Annotated in this window: 14 protein-coding genes and 1 rRNA gene (1 of these 15 running past the window's edge); 4 read left to right on the top strand and 11 right to left on the bottom strand. The window is 41.0% G+C overall.

The annotated features are described in order from the left end of the window. Positions 1-71, bottom strand: a 16S ribosomal RNA gene (locus CYJ36_RS18575); it reaches 1,667 nt to the left of the window's first position. A 242-nt stretch (positions 72-313) separates the two neighbouring features. Then, on the bottom strand, positions 314-1,186 hold the full coding sequence (locus tag CYJ36_RS18570) for a nucleotidyltransferase-like protein (protein ID WP_101568745.1): 873 nt from the start codon (positions 1,184-1,186) through the stop codon (positions 314-316). A 216-nt stretch (positions 1,187-1,402) separates the two neighbouring features. Here CYJ36_RS18570 and CYJ36_RS18565 point away from each other — a divergent pair, with 216 nt between their 5' ends. Further along, the gene (locus CYJ36_RS18565) at positions 1,403-1,756 is read left to right on the top strand and encodes a YgzB family protein (protein ID WP_101568744.1); all 354 of its coding nucleotides are present in this window, start codon (positions 1,403-1,405) and stop codon (positions 1,754-1,756) included. Positions 1,757-1,835: 79 nt separating this feature from the next. Here the strand turns inward: CYJ36_RS18565 and perR are convergent, their stop codons facing one another. The 4 genes from perR to CYJ36_RS18545 all read right to left on the bottom strand — a co-directional run bounded on the left by perR (position 1,836) and on the right by CYJ36_RS18545 (position 4,584). After that, positions 1,836-2,273: a peroxide-responsive transcriptional repressor PerR gene (gene perR / locus CYJ36_RS18560; RefSeq protein WP_101568743.1), complete on the bottom strand. Its 438-nt coding sequence runs from the start codon at positions 2,271-2,273 to the stop codon at positions 1,836-1,838. Between the two features lie 166 nt (positions 2,274-2,439). After that, positions 2,440-3,393, bottom strand: a complete 954-nt coding sequence (locus CYJ36_RS18555; protein ID WP_101568742.1) for a D-2-hydroxyacid dehydrogenase — start codon at positions 3,391-3,393, stop codon at positions 2,440-2,442. 292 nt (positions 3,394-3,685) lie between these two features. After that, positions 3,686-4,156, bottom strand: a complete 471-nt coding sequence (gene bcp, locus CYJ36_RS18550; RefSeq protein WP_101568741.1) for a thioredoxin-dependent thiol peroxidase — start codon at positions 4,154-4,156, stop codon at positions 3,686-3,688. Between the two features lie 65 nt (positions 4,157-4,221). After that, positions 4,222-4,584: an ion channel gene (locus CYJ36_RS18545; protein ID WP_219621123.1), complete on the bottom strand. Its 363-nt coding sequence runs from the start codon at positions 4,582-4,584 to the stop codon at positions 4,222-4,224. 492 nt (positions 4,585-5,076) lie between these two features. Between CYJ36_RS18545 and CYJ36_RS18540 the strand changes: the two genes are divergently transcribed. The 3 genes from CYJ36_RS18540 to CYJ36_RS18530 all read left to right on the top strand — a co-directional run bounded on the left by CYJ36_RS18540 (position 5,077) and on the right by CYJ36_RS18530 (position 12,377). Further along, positions 5,077-6,372: a glutamate-1-semialdehyde 2,1-aminomutase gene (locus tag CYJ36_RS18540; RefSeq protein ID WP_101568739.1), complete on the top strand. Its 1,296-nt coding sequence runs from the start codon at positions 5,077-5,079 to the stop codon at positions 6,370-6,372. Between the two features lie 310 nt (positions 6,373-6,682). Further along, complete coding sequence (locus CYJ36_RS18535; RefSeq protein ID WP_101568738.1) at positions 6,683-11,155, top strand: glutamate synthase-related protein; 4,473 nt, start codon at positions 6,683-6,685, stop codon at positions 11,153-11,155. A gap of 139 nt (positions 11,156-11,294) precedes the next feature. Next, positions 11,295-12,377 carry an aromatic acid exporter family protein gene (locus CYJ36_RS18530; protein WP_101568737.1) on the top strand — a complete coding sequence of 361 codons (1,083 nt, stop codon included), beginning with the start codon at positions 11,295-11,297 and terminating at the stop codon, positions 12,375-12,377. A 43-nt stretch (positions 12,378-12,420) separates the two neighbouring features. Here CYJ36_RS18530 and CYJ36_RS18525 read toward each other — a convergent pair whose 3' ends face one another. The 5 genes from CYJ36_RS18525 to CYJ36_RS18505 form a co-directional block, all read right to left on the bottom strand. Next, on the bottom strand, positions 12,421-13,317 hold the full coding sequence (locus CYJ36_RS18525; protein ID WP_101568736.1) for an ABC transporter permease: 897 nt from the start codon (positions 13,315-13,317) through the stop codon (positions 12,421-12,423). A 17-nt stretch (positions 13,318-13,334) separates the two neighbouring features. Beyond that, a complete protein-coding gene (locus tag CYJ36_RS18520; protein WP_101568735.1) occupies positions 13,335-14,336 on the bottom strand; it encodes an ABC transporter permease in 1,002 nt (333 codons plus the stop codon). Between the two features lie 327 nt (positions 14,337-14,663). Next, entirely contained in the window at positions 14,664-16,274 is a 1,611-nt protein-coding gene (locus CYJ36_RS18515) for an ABC transporter substrate-binding protein (protein WP_101568734.1), read from the bottom strand. A 53-nt stretch (positions 16,275-16,327) separates the two neighbouring features. Then, a complete protein-coding gene (locus CYJ36_RS18510) occupies positions 16,328-17,296 on the bottom strand; it encodes an ABC transporter ATP-binding protein (RefSeq protein ID WP_101568733.1) in 969 nt (322 codons plus the stop codon). After that, entirely contained in the window at positions 17,277-18,278 is a 1,002-nt protein-coding gene (locus CYJ36_RS18505; protein WP_101568765.1) for an ABC transporter ATP-binding protein, read from the bottom strand. Before CYJ36_RS18505 ends, CYJ36_RS18510 begins: the two co-directional genes overlap by 20 nt. Between the last annotated feature and the right edge of the window lie 218 nt (positions 18,279-18,496).

The raw sequence follows: 18,496 nt of genomic DNA, 5'->3' as shown, positions 1-18,496 counted from the left end.
GTCCGCTCGACTTGCATGTATTAGGCACGCCGCCAGCGTTCGTCCTGAGCCAGGATCAAACTCTCCGAAGAAAATTTGTGACTCAATTTGTTGCTGACTTCAAAAATTTAAAACGTTTGGTACGCTTTTGGTTTTGTTTAGTTTTCAAAGATCATATTCGCTCTTGAAGCGACCTTCTTAATATAACATTTTGATGTTTTTGTGTCAACATCTTTTTAAGAAGTTTTTTTAGAGAAAGTCGCTGTCTGCGCCGTCATTATTGAACTCGCTTCAGCAGCGACGCTTATTAATATATCATCGCATAAATACAAAGTCAATACTTTTTTGTTACAGAATATCCGCGGTGAAAAATTCGCTGTCCCTTTGTTTCTATCTTAACAACTTCAACAAAGTCTTTATCCACCAAAAACTCTAATAGTACACTTAAATCGACAGAATAATGCTTTGCTTCTGAGTGCTCGAGCAGTTCCGCATAATGCCACACTTCTTTTTCTGAAAGAATGCCTAATAGGTGGCCGGCTCCAATTTCTGATTTGGAATGGATCAGAAAATCACTTGCCAAAAAGAGCAGCTCGAGTCTTTTTTCTAATGATTCTTCACTTTCAACTAGTTCTTTATAGAGTTTGTATACTTGGGGCTCCATCTGTCTCACTTGATTCCACACCGTTACCTCTGGATAAAATCCGTGATCGATGACCTCAAGCCTTGCTAAATGATGCAGAGCATGAACAATATGATTATACGCATCTAAAAACTGTTTTGATTCAAAAAATACTTTTCCTTCTAAGTATCTTCTAATTAGCTTTCCGTACTCAAGGCCGATTTTTAATCTGCGTTCCGAGAAAGGAAATGCTTTTAAGCGGTCAACAAGCTGGCTAAGGTATTCATTTCGGTCAAATAGAACTTTTCCATTTAAAATCCACTCAACGATTCTGCGATTTGTTCCAAGCAAAATCCATTCCTGAATCTGCTCATCTGTAACAATATTCAGTGAGGCCTTTTGATTATCAAATTCATAATGTTTAATATACACAGGCTGCTTTGCTTCTTTTACAATGACAAGCAGCGCTACATCCAAATTATCTGTAAGCGGTGATGTTTGGTTTCTTTTTTCAATCATGACGATTGCTAAGGTGTCTGGATGACTTGCTCTCTCTTGATAAATAGGACGGAGAAGATTTTCCATGGCTATTCCCCCATTTAGTTTATGACTATATATATCAGAATTCTACAAAGGTACTAAAATCCCTTTCCAATACAGCACTTCAAAATTATAAGTTAACAAGAAGTGAGAATCTATTATTTTCTAAGAATTCCTGCTGATTTTATTTTTTTGGGACATTGTATATTTCTGCGAAATCCCTTACATTTGTGCTATATTGGTATTTAGGAGGTTGAAACAATGGCTGCGAAATATTCTAGTAAGATTAATAAAATCCGCACATTTGCTTTAAGCTTAATCTTTATCGGATTTTTTATTATGTACATAGGTATCTTCTTTAGAACTTCACCGATTATCATGACCATTTTCATGATGCTTGGTTTATTATCAATAGTAGGAAGCACGGTTGTCTACTTCTGGATTGGGATGCTCTCTACGAAGGCCGTTCAAGTGACATGCCCTTCATGCGGAAAAACAACGAAGGTATTGGGCCGGGTAGATATGTGCATGTATTGCAATGAACCGTTGACGCTTGATCCGGATCTTGAGGGTAAAGACTTTGATGAAAAATACAATCGGAAAACAGTAAAGTAAAAGGCGGAGTGCAGTATTTGCACCCCGCCTTTTATTTTATAAAGAAAAGACTGAATGCTTTTTAAGCCATTCAGTCTGATTAATGAGTTTCTTTCTTTTCGCAAGTATTGCATACTCCGTAAATCTCCATGCGGTGGTGACTTACATTGAAGCCTGTCACGTGAGAAGCAAGATGTTCAACCTCATCCAGCCCTGGATAATGAAAATCTACTATCTTTCCGCATTTTTCACAAATAACATGATAGTGTTCCGTTGTCACAAAATCAAAACGGCTGGATGCATCTCCATACGTTAATTCTTTGACCAGGCCGACTTCACGGAAAACCCGCAAATTGTTATAGACCGTCGCAACGCTCATATTTGGAAATTTGCTTTCCAAGGATTTATAAATATCATCAGCTGTAGGGTGAGTCATAGATTGAATAAGGTATTCTAAAATGGCATGACGCTGGGGAGTGATGCGCACTCCTGTCTGCTTCAGCGTGTCAAGTGCTTCTTTTAACTGATGTTCAGACATCCGCTATGCACCTCTTTCCTGAAAAACATTCTTACTTTATAATATTTATAAATAGTGTACATTGTGACTGGGACTTTTGTCAATTAGGGTTAAGCTTCCTGCATAAGATAAATACGTGATTTAAAGAGTTTTTTTGTAAGAACAAGTAATTTGTAAGAACAAGTAATCAGTAGCCTTGCTCTAGCTTAATGACATTTTCCATAGATGAATGGCTGCCATCCTTATAAAACACTAAGTTTCTTTTAAAGATATCCATAGCTCTTGGCAGGTAGTTTTTCGTAATTCCTGATAAATGAGGAGTAACCGTGACATTTTCCATGCCCCAGAAAGGGTGATCTTCTTTAAGAGGTTCCTCCGCAAATACATCAAGCACTGCATGTTTTACAATTCCCTCATTTAAAGCTTTCACTAGATCTGATTCACAAACAGCGTCTCCGCGGCCGATATTAATAAAGATGCTATCCGGTTTCATCCATTGAAACGTCTTATAATCCAGTAATTCTTTTGTATCTTTTGTACTAGGCAGGACAGAAACAACGAAGTCTGCTTTTTTCATTCCTTCTTCTAATCTTGAGAATATATGTATTTCATCGAAAAACTCCACACTTCTGCCCGATGTGTTCATTCCAATCGTTTTCATGCCAAATGCTTTTGACAGCCGTGCAATTTCAGTTCCGATAGCACCTGCCCCTAAAATAAAAATCGTTTTCCCGTGCAGTTCATGCATTTGAACTCTGCGATCCCATTTTCGTGCTTGCTGATTTGCAGCCAATTGCTGTGATTCCCTCGAAATCTGAAGCATCATTGATATTGTATATTCAGCCATCGGAATCTTATGCACACCTTTAGCATTTGTTACTAATACATTTTTATCTATTAAAGCTTCAAATGGCAGTTTATCCATGCCAGCAGAAGCAACCATCACCCATTTTAACTTTTTAGCTTGCCCAATTATTTCAGCTGATAAATCTTCACCATAAGTCAAAATCACTTCAGTCTCTGCTATTTCTTTCTGAACCTTATTGATTTTTTTGTCAAAGGTAAAATGGTCTTCAGGGAACTCCTTTTCTAATTCTTCTTTTAAATAGGCAGGCAGTTTTACAGTTGATAAAATCTTCATAATCAGAATCCCCGTTTCTTTTTTATTTCTATTTTAACAAAATGAACAAAAGCGCAGGCATGGCAGATCCTGACCGAGGAGTTAGGCGCCGCAGCTGGACGCAGATAACTTTATTTTATTATCCACAACCTATTTCCTTTTATAATTTCCTATACAATAAAAAAAGGCAGAGATTAGGGTCTCTGCACACTATTGCGCTAACTAATGAGGAGGTTATGCCTTCTCTACAGCATACTCAGCGATGTTTATTTCTGTCTGGACGTTTGATCCAGTTCTAAAAAAAAAAGATCCTCTAAGCTAAATTCTCTTTTAAATATTGAAGAGCTTCTTCAACATGGCCTTTTACTTTGACTTTTCTCCATTCTTTCACAAGCTCCCCATCCTTGTTAATTAGGAAGGTCGAGCGTTCAACGCCCATATATTCTTTTCCGAAGTTTTTCTTCTGCTTCCAAACGCCGTATTTTTCAGCTGCTGCGTGATCTTCGTCAACTAATAATAGGAAAGGAAGATTGTATTTGGCTTTGAATTTTTCATGCTTTGTTTGTGGATCTGTACTGACTCCAAGGATGACGGCATCAAGTTCCTCAAAGCTTTCATGCTGATCTCTGAAATCACATGCCTGTGTCGTGCATCCTGGTGTCATATCTTTTGGATAAAAATAAAGAACGACATGCTTTCCTTTGTAATCTGACAGCTTCACTTTTTCTCCATTATCTGCAAGCAATTCAAAATCCGGTGCAGTTTGTCCTATTTGAACGGTCATCTGTATCATCCTCCGCATATTTTGCATTTCTATTAAGACTACCCAATTATGAAGAATGATACAACTTATGACCCTTTTTCAATGCCCCATATTGTTCTTGCCACAAAAACGGCAGGCAGCACATACCCTATCAGTGCCTCAGCTACCGCGAGCAGCCTGCCAAATCCGATGGGAATGACATCCCCATAGCCTAAGGAAAATAAGGTGACTGCACTAAAATAGAGACAGGTATGCAAGCGCTCCAAATAGCTTCCTTCCATAATAGCACCATTATCAACAAGGACCTCAAACCCGCTGGAATCTAAAATTAAGAACATCATACTAAACCCAATTAAGATAGAAAGATATAAAAACACAACAATTAACAGAGTATCTACTGATAAAAAATTGCGTTCTGAAAAAGTGCGGATGAATATTTTAAAGCTCATCAGCAAACACAGTGATACAGCTATAGCAAATAACCCTCCCATATAAGCGCAGCACCCCATGTCCAAAACATGTATTGGTACAATATATACAAGAAGGATCGTTATATTCGGTTCGTCTTAAATTTTAGGCTCTTTTCGGAAAGTTTGTTGCTTTTAGAGAAATGGTTAAAACCTTTAGTGGATTGTAGCAGAAGGCACTTGACTCCTGAGGGAAATAGAGGGGGTATGGGAGACCCCACAGGCATAGCCGATGAGGCTCCCATCCCTCACAGCGGAAAGCAAGTGTCTGCAGCGGAAATCCACGGGTACAATGAATAACCAAAAACAACAATCAATGTGAAAACAGCTTAAATTTATTGATCATTGTTTGAACTCCAAATAGATTATATCTTCTATTTATCCCTGCCCTGTCGCTCAATGCAAGACTCAAAAGTTTTTCATCCTGTTCATACATGCTAGAATAGATTATAGAAATTTTTTCAGGAGGCAATTATGAAATTCACTAGATCTGAAGAGCTTCACGAAGAAGCATTGCAGCATATTGTAGGAGGGGTTAACAGTCCCTCACGTTCTTATAAAGCGGTCGGCGGCGGATCACCTGTCGTCATGGAAAGAGCAAAAGGAGCTTATTTCTGGGATGTTGACGGGAACAAATATATTGATTACCTTGCAGCATACGGTCCCATTATTACAGGACATGCCCACCCCCATATTACAAAGGCAATCCAAAAAGCAGCAGAGGATGGCGTTTTATTTGGAACTCCAACTCCGCATGAGGTTAAATTTGCAAAAATGCTGAAAGAAGCAATGCCGGCAATGGATAAGGTTCGCTTCGTCAACTCCGGCACCGAAGCGGTAATGACGACGATACGTGTAGCAAGAGCCTATACTGGACGGGATAAAATCATTAAATTCGCAGGCTGTTATCATGGTCATTCCGATCTTGTGCTAGTCGCAGCGGGATCCGGACCATCTACACTTGGAACACCTGACTCTGCCGGCGTGCCAAAAAGCATTGCTAAAGAAGTCATTACTGTTCCTTTCAATGATATTGAACCGTTTAAAGAAGCACTGGAAAAATGGGGAGATGAAATTGCAGCCGTCCTTGTAGAGCCAATTGTAGGGAATTTCGGAATTGTAGAACCTTTCCCAGGGTTCTTAGAAGCAGTAAATGAACTGACACATGGCGCAGGGGCTCTCGTTATTTACGATGAAGTCATCACTGCTTTTCGCTTCATGTATGGCGGAGCGCAGGATCTTCTCGGTGTAACACCCGACTTAACAGCACTCGGAAAAATTATCGGCGGCGGGCTGCCGATCGGCGCATACGGCGGCAAAAAAGAAATTATGGAGCAGGTTGCACCGCTTGGTCCTGCTTATCAGGCTGGCACTATGGCCGGGAATCCAGCTTCCATCCTATCAGGAATCGCATGCCTTGAAGTCCTTCAAGAGGAAAACGTTTATGAAAATCTTGATAAACTTGGACGCATGCTTGAGGAAGGCATTCAAAAACACGCAGAAACCTATCACATTCCGATTACAATGAATCGTTTAAAAGGCGCGTTAACGGTCTACTTTACGACTGAGAAGGTCGTGAATTATGAGCAGGCGGAAAGAACAGATGGAGAAATGTTCGCTAAATTCTTTAAACTGATGCTGAATGAAGGCATAAATCTTGCCCCATCTAAATATGAAGCGTGGTTCCTGACAACTGCGCATACAGAAGATGATATTCAGCAAACATTGCTGGCTGTGGAGCGTTCATTCAAGACTCTGCAAAATGCATAAATATACATTTTATTCAAACAGGGATTTTTATCCCTGTTTTTTTCTTTTGTGCAACATTATTGAAAACGTTTACATTTAAACCCTTTTAATGGTTTTATGAAATTTACACTCTTCTGATCCTGTATGAGCCAACCAAAATCATGCATAAATAATTGAATTATTTTTATCTAAATGATATGATAAGTATTACATTTCTGAAAATTTTGTTATTAAATCTCACATCGCAATCTATATTTCATTTAATAGATTCATATTTTATCGGGAGGTGAAGGCTATAAGCGGGAACACATTCCCCTTTCAAGCCGCTTTTATGAAGGAAAATTGGAGCCCAAGTAAGTTTAAGGAATATTACAACGCAGAGCATGACGCTTGCGGCATCGTATCAGTCATCGAAAAACGGAACGTGCCGACTAAAGAAAACATTGATTTATGTATAGATGCATTGATTACGATGAATCACCGCGCCGGATTTATAAACGGCGAAGGAGACGGTGTCGGCATTCATATCGATATTCCAAGAGCCCTGTGGAAGCAGAAGCTTGCAGACGCAAAGCTTGATCAGCAATTAGCCGAGCGTGACGATTTTATCGTCGGACACCTCTTTTTGTCTAAAAACGAAAGCCCTGATAAATTGAAAAAAGAAATCAAAAACCTTCTATTTGAAAAGAATTTCGAACTTGTTTTCGAAACAGACAAAGTTACAACATCATCTGCACTAGGACCAATCGCCCTGCAAGAAGAACCTCTCTTTTGGCAATTTGCCATGATTCCAGCCGGCAATCATAATGCACTTAATAAGGATCTATTTGAGCTGACGATTAAGATTGAGAAAAACCTCAATGTTCATGTCGCATCACTCAGTCAGCATGCTGCCGTATACAAGGTTATGGGCGCAGGAGATGTTCTGCCGAAGTTTTATCATGATCTGGCTAATCCTCTAGCTGCATCTACAATGACACTCGGACATAACAGGTATTCTACCAATACACTATCTACTTTTTTTCGTGTGCAGCCATTTAGCCTGTTAGGTCATAACGGTGAAATCAACACAATTGCAAAGCTCCGTGACGAGGCAAGAATGATGAATGTTCCGCTTACTGACGGCGGAAGTGATTCTCAAGATTTAAACAGGACGATTGAAACATTGGTTGCAAGAGACGGCTATAGCCTGTTTGAAGCACTGGATGTTCTTTTTCCTCCTATTATTAATGAAATCAAAGCATATCCTGATCACCTTCAGGACTTATATACGTACATTCGAGAGGCATGGGGCCATTTTGCACAAGGGCCTGCAGGCATTATCTCGAGATTTGCAGATGAAGCGGTTTTCAGTGTTGATGCTCTCGGACTTAGACCATTATGGAAAGTAGAGTCTGAATCTTCTTATATCTTTGCATCTGAACCTGGAATCATTCCGACTTCTCTTTATGCAGGCGAGCCTAAACCGCTTGGACCTGGCGAGAAGCTTGGCCTTAAATGGAACAAGGATGCTATTGAACTGTTTGAGTACCCTTCTTTTCAAGAGGAAGTCTACAAAAGGTTTTCAAGCAGAACAGATATCGACGGCTACCGCAAAAGATTGGCTCACCCTGTCAGCAAAGGCAAATGCTCAGCATCACCTATTTTCAAAGTTCATAATGGGCATTACGCTGCTTTCGGCTGGGATCGCGAGCATATTCAGCTGCTTGAGCAAATGGCTGAAAAAGGAGCCGAGCCTATTCGCTCGCTCGGTCATGACGGTCCTCTTGCAGCGATCCATCCAGACCGGAAAAACATCGCTGACTTTATTAAAGAAAGTGTTGCTGTTGTTACAAATCCGGCAATTGACCGTGATCGTGAATCAGAGCATTTCTCAATTCGGTCTGTTATCGGCAAACGTCCTTCATTAACAGAGGAACATGAAAAAACCGCTATGATTGAACTGCCATCCCCTCTTTTACTGGAAGGCAAGCTTGGCATTATGGCAACAGAACAAATTGGACAGCTGCCATATGAAGAAGTGATTGATGCGTTTTCTAAAGAAAAACAGCTGTATGTATTATCTGCTGTTTATACTGAGAATGAAAATTTAAAAGATGCTTTGGACCGTCTCAAATTAGAAGCTATTCAAGCTGTAAATGAAGGGGCAGTTTTACTGGTTCTCGATGATCAGGAAGCACATCAAAATGGAAATCTGTGGATTGATCCGCACCTTATCACATCTGCCATTGACCAGGCATTGGTGCAATCAAGCATAAGAAGAAATTGTTCGATCGTTCTCAGATCGGGAGCCATCAGATCTTTGCATGACATTATGATTGCTTACGGTCTTGGAGCAAATTTAATCAGTCCTTTTATTCTATTTGCAACAGTTGCTGAAGACGATACTGCAAAACCAGCTATTAACCTATATGAGTCATTAAATAAAGGACTTGAGAAAGTCATTTCCACAATCGGCATTCATGAACTTAGAGGATATGGAAGACTTTTCTCTGCTATCGGTTTAAATGAAGAAATTGAGAAAGAGCTTAACATCGTGAACTTTTTAGGCTCAAGTTCTCTAAAATATAATTTTGAAAGTCTGAAATCAGATGCCCTTGAACGAAGCCAGGACTTTGAAAATGAAAAAGCGCGTCCGAGCAAAACGTTCCACATCTTCCCTAGAATCTGGAAAGCAATTGGTGATGTTGCAAAAACAGGCAGCTATGATGGCTATCGCGAGAAGCTTTCCGAACAGGAAGAAAGCAATCCGATTACAATTCGTCATTTAACAGACTTAAAGACAGCGAAATCTTCTATACCAAAAGAAAAAGTCAATATCGGAGTCGGTGAGCATAGTCTTCCATTTGTCATTGCTTCCATGTCTTTCGGTTCACAAAACGAAGTAGCTTTCCGTGCATATGCTGAAGCTGCTGAACAATTAAATATGGTGAGCCTGAACGGTGAAGGCGGAGAAATTAAAGATATGCTCGGAAAATATCCGCGCACACGCGGGCAGCAAATTGCATCAGGAAGATTTGGGGTAAATGCAGAGTTACTAAACTCTTCGAACTTGCTTGAAATCAAAATCGGCCAAGGAGCAAAACCTGGTGAAGGCGGTCACTTGCCGGGATCAAAAGTAACAGCAAAAATCGCTGAATCCAGGAATGCCACAATCGGCTCAGATCTCATCTCTCCGTCAAATAATCATGATATCTACTCAATTGAAGATTTGGCGCAAATGATTTCTGAACTTAAAACAGCTAATGATCAAGCAAAAGTTTCTGTAAAAGTTCCTGTCGTTCCTAACATCGGTACGATTGCAGTCGGAATTGCCAAAGCTGGAGCCGACATCATCACGTTAAGCGGATTTGACGGCGGTACTGGTGCTGCGCGTATTCATGCCCTTCAGCACGTTGGCCTGCCGGTAGAAATCGGTGTAAAGGCAGCTCACAACGCATTGCTTGAAGCCGGTCTCCGTCAAAAAGTTGAGCTGTGGGCTGATGGCGGAATCAAAAGTGCACTTGATGTCGTGAAAGTTATTCTTCTTGGAGCTAATCGGGTTGGTTTTGGAACATTATCGATGATTGCAATTGGCTGTACAACATGCCGAGGCTGTCATTTAGACACATGTCATGTTGGAATCGCTACTCAAATAGAATCTGAAGCACAGGCAAAAGAGCACGGTTTAAGACGCTTTGTTCCAAGAAAGTATGATCCTGCTGTTCAGGGGCTTGTTAATATGTTCACTGCTTTTGGAGCAGAATTGCAGGAACTGACAGCGTCACTCGGATCTGCAAATCTCCAGGACTTAGTCGGAAGATCTGATTTACTGGAACAAACACGCGGCAAGGAAGAAATGGACTTATCACTCTTGCTCGAAACATTGGATATTCAAAATCTGTCTCATAAAGAAGTGGCAGCAAGCTTGGAAAGCAAACGTTTGGCTGTTGCAGCTGGAGCAGAGTATTTAGATTATGATGACAATGAACTTCATGATTCAAGAGAATTCTCAAGTGTTACATCTGAACAGCGTATTCTTGGAAGCCGCGTTTCCTGTCACCGAGTACGCGGACGTCTGGATGGCTCTTATAAAAAGTTAGATGATGTTGAGCTTTATTATAAAGAAGGTTCAATACCAGGCAACGGTCTTGGAGCATACAATTCCAGCGGCATTAATATCCGTGTTGAAGGCGGAGCGCAGGATGGCACAGGGAAAACATCTTTCGGCGGAACCATTCAAGTCTTCAAATCCAAAGGAACTGACGGCAAGTATTATAATGGTTCTGTAGGGAAAGGATTTGGCTATGGTGCGCAGAGCGGATTACTTTTAGTTCAAGGAAACGCAGATGCACGTGCTGGAATTCGCCTCTCAGGAGCAGATATGATTATTGGCGGCAAAATTGATAAGCCAATTCCTGCAAATGAGAAAGGCAATATTGGAGTAAACGCCAATATTAAAGGATTTGCATTTGAGTACATGACAAATGGAAGAGGCTTAGTTCTTGGCGATCCTGGCCCATGGATTTGCGCAGGTATGACTGGAGGCGTCGTTTATGTCAGACATCAGCCTGAGCTAGGATTAACAAAGCAGGCTTTAGAACGACGAGTTGCAAAAGGAGCGAAAATTGAGATTTCACCTCTTAATGCGAACGGTCAGAGCGATGTATCTGAATTACTCTCAACTTATATTGAAGCTCTTCTGCGACATGGCCAAAATGATGAAGCTGAAGAATTAAAACCTCTATTAAAAGATTTAAAGAGCAACTTTATTCAGCTCGTCCCTGTTAAAGAACAGGCAGATCCATCTGTTTCAACGGAGTAAATATTTTTTCGAAATAACACCTGCTTCATCAGGTGTTATTTTTTTTTCGAAAAGTAACTTGAATAATTCCTTTAAACATTGTATAGTCATTAATTATTTACTAACTATCAGTAAAGAAGGGAATGTTCATACACACCCCATGAAACTTGGTGCCCGCATTATAAAAACGGGGATTGCCATTACGCTTGCTTTATATTTGGCTACATTATTGCAAATACCATCTCCTGCTTTTGCAGGTATCGCAGCCATTTTTGCAATACAGCCAACTATATATCGCTCTTATTTAACCGTTATTGAGCAAGTACAGGCAAATATTATCGGAGCAGCGTTTGCAATTCTGTTCGGGCTGATTTTTGGTCCCCATCCGTTTGTTATCGGCTTAACTGCCATTATTGTCATTGCCATTAATTTAAAAATCAAAATAGAAAACACGATACCCGTCTCCATCGTTACGGTTATCGCAATTTTGGAAAGTCCAGGTGAAGATTTCATTGAGTTCTCACTAATCAGGTTTGGAACTGTTATGCTTGGCGTTTTATCGGCATTCATTGTTAATTTAATCTTCATCCCGCCTAAGTATGAAACAAAGCTCTATTACCGGATTGTAGCTAATACGGAAGAAATCATTAAATGGATACGCATTAACATGAGGCAAGTTTCCGACTACAGTGAACTGAAAACTGATATTGAGAAAATAAAAGATAAAATGATTAAACTTGATCATCTTTTTCTGCTTTATAAGGAAGAGCGCGCATATTTTAAAAGAAATATCTATGCTAAATCGCGAAAGCTCGTGCTATTCAGACAAATGCTGGTTACAACGAATCGGTCGCTTGACACACTCAAGAAACTCCACAGACTCGAAAATGAGCTTCATCACCTGCCAGATGATTTCCAGGAGATCCTGGCGAATGAATTAGATTATCTGATCGATTTTCATGAAAGAAGCCTGCTCAAATTCATCGGTAAGATTAAGCCGCATGCTTCAACCGAGTTAATTAAAGAAGGTCAGTTTAACAAGCGGGAGCTTGTGGACACGTTCATGAAAGGCAAAGGCGGCTATATTAATCAGGAATGCTTCTACCACTTGCTTCCCCTTATTGCAGTCATTATTGACTACAGCGAGCAGCTGGAGCATTTAGATACATTAATTAATAGTTTCCATAACTATCATAAAGACGAGAACGAACTTCAAATAAATGAACAAGAAGAAACCAGCTGACCGTATTTGGCAGCTGGTTTTTTTTTGCATGTTTTTCACGTTTCTAATGCTTTCCTTTAGGATCAAGTGCATCACGCAGACCATCGCCCATTAAGTTAAAGCCAAGGACCGTCAGCATGATTGCAAGTCCCGGAAAGAACAGCGTCCATGGTGCCTGAACTAAATATTGCTTTGAATCTGCGAGCATTTTTCCCCACTCAGGATTTGGCGCTTGTGCACCCAGTCCCAGGAATCCGAGAGCCGCTGCTTCAATGATGGCTGTTGCAATAGCAAGGGAAGCTTGTACAATAATTGGCGAAAGACTATTAGGAAGCAAATGCACAAGCAGTATTCTCGTATCGCTCGTCCCAACTGCTTTGGCAGCAAAGATATATTCTTCTTCCTTCACGCTTAATACCTTTGCACGAATCAGCCTTCCAAAGTTAGGAATGTTAATGACCGCAATCGCAATCAGGGCATTTTGCAAAGATGGACCTAAGATCGCAACGATAGCGATGGCAAGCAAAATACTTGGGAAAGCAAGCATAATATCAAAAATCCTTGAAATGATTGTATCAACCCATCGGCCATAATAACCTGCCAGGATGCCAAGCAGCGTTCCTGCTACTGCAGATCCAAGAACAGAGAAAAATCCGACCCACAAGGAAATTCTTGCTCCAAATAAGACCCTTGAAAAGATGTCTCGTCCAAAATCATCTGTTCCAAACCAATGCTCAGATGAGGGCGGCAATAATCTCTTTGTCAGCTCCTGTTCATCTATACCCTGCGGGGCAATAGCTGGAGCAGCGATTGCAGCAAGTACAAAGAAGAGGACGAGAACGCTTCCTGCGATAGCCAGTTTATTCTGTAAAAAGATTCGCATTTTTTGCTGAAAAGGCGTTACGATTTTCTCTCGCTTGATCACCGCTGCCTGCTGTTCTTGTAATGTTGGTAATGACATAGCTGTCTCCCCTCTTCTTAGTATTTAATTCTAGGATCAATTGCTGCATATAAGATATCCACAATTAGGTTAATAAAGACGAATATAGTGGCGATAATCAGGATTCCGGATTGGATAACAGGATAATCGCGTGAACTGATGGCATCAAAGATATATCTGCCCATCCCCGGCCAGCCGAAAATTGTTTCCGTTAAAATCGCTCCGCCAAGCAATAATCCTGTCTGAAGACCAATAATGGTTAAAATCGGAATAATGGCATTTTTCAATGCATGTTTGTATACAACCCAGAACATATGAAGTCCCTTCGCACGGGCTGTTCGGATGAAATCAGACTCCATCGCTTCAATCATTGTTGAACGTGTAATCCTGGCGATAATCGCCATAGGAATAGTGGCCAAAGCAACCCCCGGCAAAATAATATGTTTCAGCACTTCCGTAAATTGATCAAATCTCCCCTGCAGCAGAGTGTCCAGCAAATAAAGATTTGTGATGGAATCAACCGGATTGCGAATTTCTTCCCTTCCTGTTGTAGGCAGCCAGCCCAGCTGAATCGAAAAAACATATTGCTCCATTAAGCCAAGCCAGAATATCGGCATCGACACGCCTATTAAAGCAATAACCATCGCAAGATAATCGAACCATGAATTTCGAAACCAGGCACTGATGATTCCGGCATTTATTCCAACCACAATCGCAATAATCATCGCAAACATCGTTAATTCCATCGTCGCTGCCAAATAAGGAATCATCTCCTGGCTGATTTGAGCTCCTGTTCGAATGGATTGACCTAGATCTCCTGTCAGCAAACCTCCGACATAATCAAAATATTGTATGTACCAAGGCTGATCCAGCCCAAGCTGATGCGTTAATTTTTCGATTGCTTCCTGTGTTGCCCGCTGACCGAGAATGACCTGTGCCGGGTTTCCCGGAATGGCTCTGATTATGGAAAAAACCACAAGTGTCATCCCAATCAAAACGGGTATGAGCAATCCAATTCTTCTGACTGTATATGAAACCATTCTTTCACCTCGCCTTAATGTAAAAGCGCAAGCGCCATGGTCAGATCCGAAAGGCATAAAAGTGGCTGCCGATGAAGTCCGGTTTTGACTTCATCGGCAGCACCGTTATGACCGAGGAGCTAGGCGCTGGAGCTAGATATAGATTTAAATTTAAATAATTTCTGGCAGTAGCAGAAAGCGCAAGCGCCAAGGCCCTCACAGGCATGGCTTAAAAGTGGCGTCCCGGTTTGACTGCAGAACAATCACCGTTATGACCGAGGAGCTAGGCGCTTGCGCTAGACAAAATATTTCTAAAAAAGGAGGAGGACAGGTCCTCCTCCTTCATGATTACTTAAATTCAACCTTTGTTAAGATATCTGAACCAGTAGGATGCGGCATGAATCCAGTTATGCTGCTGCTGCCAGCCAAAATCGGCGTAGAGTGAGCTAAAGGAATCCATGGTGCATCTTCTTTAATGATTTCTTGCGCTTTTTTATAAAGCTCATTGCGTTTTTCTTGATCTGCATTTGATTGAGCTTCAATCAGGATGTCATGCAATTCATCATTACTGTAGTACGTGTAATTATTGCTTCCGATGCTGTCTTTGTCTAAAAGAGTATAAATGAAGTTATCAGCATCTCCATTATCTCCAGTCCAGCCAAGCATGAATGAATCTGCTTCCCCTTTGCTTGCTTTATCTAAATAAGTTGCCCAGTCATACGTTTTGATTTCGGCTTCAACGCCGATTTTTGCAAAGCTTGATTTAAGAACTTCAGCCACTTTCATTCCTTCTGGCATATATGGACGCGGAACAGGCATTGCCCAAAGCTCCATTTTAAATCCATCCGGATGACCAGCTTCAGCAAGAAGAGCTTTTGCTTTTTCCAAATCATATGGATATGGCTCAATATCATCGTTATAGCCCTCTAATGAAGGAGGCATTGGATTCTTCGCAGGCTCTGCAAGACCGCCATAGAATGAATCAATAATCGCCTGTTTATCAACTGCATGGTTTAAAGCCTGACGGACAAGCTTATTATCAAGCGGTTTGCGGTTCGTTGTTAAGCCAACATAACCAACGTTCATGGAAGGACGCTCAAACGTCTGTAAATCTTTATTGCTTGTAATAGATGCAGTATCAGATGGATTCACTCCATCCATTAAATCAATTTCACCCGTTTGCAATGCATTTAAGCGGGCTGAGTTTTCCGGAATCGATTTAAAGATAACCTGATTTAATTTCGGGTATCCTTTCATCCAGTAGTCTTCATTTTTCTCAAGTACAATTCGATCGTTTGGCTTCCACTCAACAAATTTAAATGGACCTGTTCCTACAGGATTTTCTCTGAATTTGTCTCCGTGCTTTTCAACAGCTGCAGGACTTGCAATACCAAATGGAGACATCGCCAAGTTCTTTAAAAATGGAGCCTGCGGACGCTTTAATGTGAAAACAACCTTGTTTTCACCGTCAGCTTTTACTTCTTTAATGACATGGCCTTCATCGTTTTTAAATCCGCCAAACATTGTGTAGTAAGGGAATTTATCTGCATCGCCATTCATCCAGCGTTCAAAGTTAAAGACGACAGCTTCAGCATTAAAATCTGTGCCGTCATGAAACTTAACGCCTTCTCTTAATGTCAGCGTATACGTAAGGTTATCCTCAGAAACTTCCCATTTTGTAGCAAGACCTTCCTGAACCGTTGTATCCTGTTCACCGTAATTCAAAAGAGTTTCAAATACGTTGACAGTCACTTTAAACGCTTCACCTTCTGTCGTTGTAATTGGATCAAGTGATGTAGAGTCACCGCCGCGCCCAAAAACAAGGCTATCCTGAACCTTTTCACCGCTTGTGCCTCCTGATTTTCCATCTGACGAGCTGCCCTTTGAACTGCATCCCATCAACGCTGCCGATAAAAGCAGCACAAACATAATAGAGACTAATAGACTTTTCTTTTTCACTTATGACTTCCCCCTATTTAATTTTTCAAAATCTATCAATCACATTGCAGCCATTATTGATACAAATGACAGGCAACATAATGACCTTCTTCAACCTGAGTCCACTCAGGCTTCTTTATCTTGCAAGGTTCAAAGCATGCGGGGCATCTTGTATGAAAAGCACATCCCGCCGGCGGATTTGAAGGACTTGGGAGGTCCCCTTTCAAAACGATTTGCTCTTTAACCGCTTCCGGATCAGGAAGCGGGACCGCTGAAAGCAGTGCTTTTGTATAAGGATGTTTAGGATCCGTATACACCCGCTCGCTGTCAGAAAGCTCTACTAAACTTCCTAAATACATGACTCCCAATCTGTCGCTGATATGACGTACGACCCCTAAGTCATGGGAAATAAAAATATACGTTAAGGAGAATTCCTGTTGTAAATCTTTTAATAGATTCAGAATTTGAGATTGAATCGAAACGTCCAGCGCGGAAACAGGTTCATCTGCAATGATCAGCTTTGGGTTTGTCATCAGTGCTCTTGCAATGCCGATTCTCTGGCGCTGTCCACCGCTGAACTGATGCGGATATCTTTTGCCATATGCTTCATCAAGGCCTACAATTTTGAGCATCGTTTTTACTTTTTGTCTGCGCTGTTCTTTGTTTCCAATTTTATGTACAATGAGCGGCTCTTCTAAAATTCGCTCTACAGTCATTCTCGGGTTCAGAGATGCATATGGATCCTGAAAAACCATTTGCAGCTCTCGTCTCATCTTCCTCATCTCTTTAGGAGTTTTGCTTAATATCTGCTCTTCCTGAAAAGAAACAGAGCCTTCTGTTGCTTCAATGAGCTTAAGAAGCAAGCGGCCCATCGTTGATTTTCCGCACCCGGATTCTCCGACAATCCCAAGTGTTTCTCCCTCATATACTTCAAAAGACAAATCATTTACTGCTTTAACTGCGCCTACTTGTCTTCCAAACACGCCACCATTAATCGGAAAATGCTTTGATAGATTATCTACTTTAAGCAAAGGCTTCGTCATGCTGCACAGCCTCCTCTCTTGCAAGAAAGCATCTTGACTGATGCGAATTTTGAAGTCTGTATAGCGGAGGCGATTCCTCCAGGCACTCAGCCATAGCGTACTCACAGCGTCCGGCAAACAAACAGCCCTTTTGAACAGTTCCAGGCCTTGGAACTTGTCCTGATATTGAATACAGACGCTCATTTTTATTTCGAATATCAGGAACTGATTTCATCAGCCCTTTTGTATAAGGATGCTTAGGGTTTTTAAAGATAGCCAGGACACTTCCTTCTTCCACAACTTGTCCGGCATACATGACCATGACTCGGTCACACATCTCTGCCACAACACCCAGATCATGTGTGATAAAGACAATGCTTGTTTCAAGTTTTTGGTTCAGATCTTTCATCAGTTTCAGAATTTGCGCTTGAATGGTTACATCGAGTGCTGTAGTCGGCTCGTCGGCAATCAATACCTTCGGATCGCAAATCATCGCCATCGCAATCATAACCCTCTGCCGCATTCCGCCTGAAAGCTGGTGAGGATATTCATCATAAAGCTCCTCAGGTCTTGGCAATCCCACAAGCCGCAGAATTTGAATGACCCGCTCCTTCGCTTGCTTTTTTGTTAAATCCTGATGGACGCGAAGTGATTCTTCAAGCTGGTTGCCTATTTTAAATAACGGATTTAAAGAAGTCATTGGTTCCTGAAACACCATCGCAATGTCGTTTCCGCGCATTTTCCGCAATGATTTTTCACTTAATTGCAAAAGATCTTTTCCTTGAAAAAGAACTTCCCCCGTAAGTTTTGACGATTTTTTAGGCAGCAGCCCCATAATCGAAAGGGATGTCACACTTTTTCCGCATCCTGATTCTCCTACTATCCCAAGCACTTCGCCCTTATGTACGTCAAAGCGGATTGAATCGACAACACGTGTTTCCTCTTTGTTTTGCATAAACGTGATGCTCAAATCTTTGATTTCCAATACCTTTTCACGAGACAGACCGCTCACCCCCAGTGAGGATTTTCTTTTTTCATCCCTTAAAACATATGATGACTGATTATCCTCTATGCTTTCTTCTGTTATTTCTGTAAGATACTATTCAAAATACTAAATTTTCTGATATGTACAAATTATAGACTAAAAATTCTAAATATTAAAATAGTCCTTTGTACCTAATTAGTTTTATTTCGCTACTTTTATAAAGTGATTATGTTAAG

Origin of the sequence: Bacillus sp. UMB0893 (genome assembly GCF_002858905.1) — a bacterium.
GTDB lineage: Bacteria > Bacillota > Bacilli > Bacillales > Bacillaceae > Bacillus_P.
Note: the sequence above shows the minus strand (reverse complement) of the source record. Positions and strands in the feature narration are given on the sequence as shown.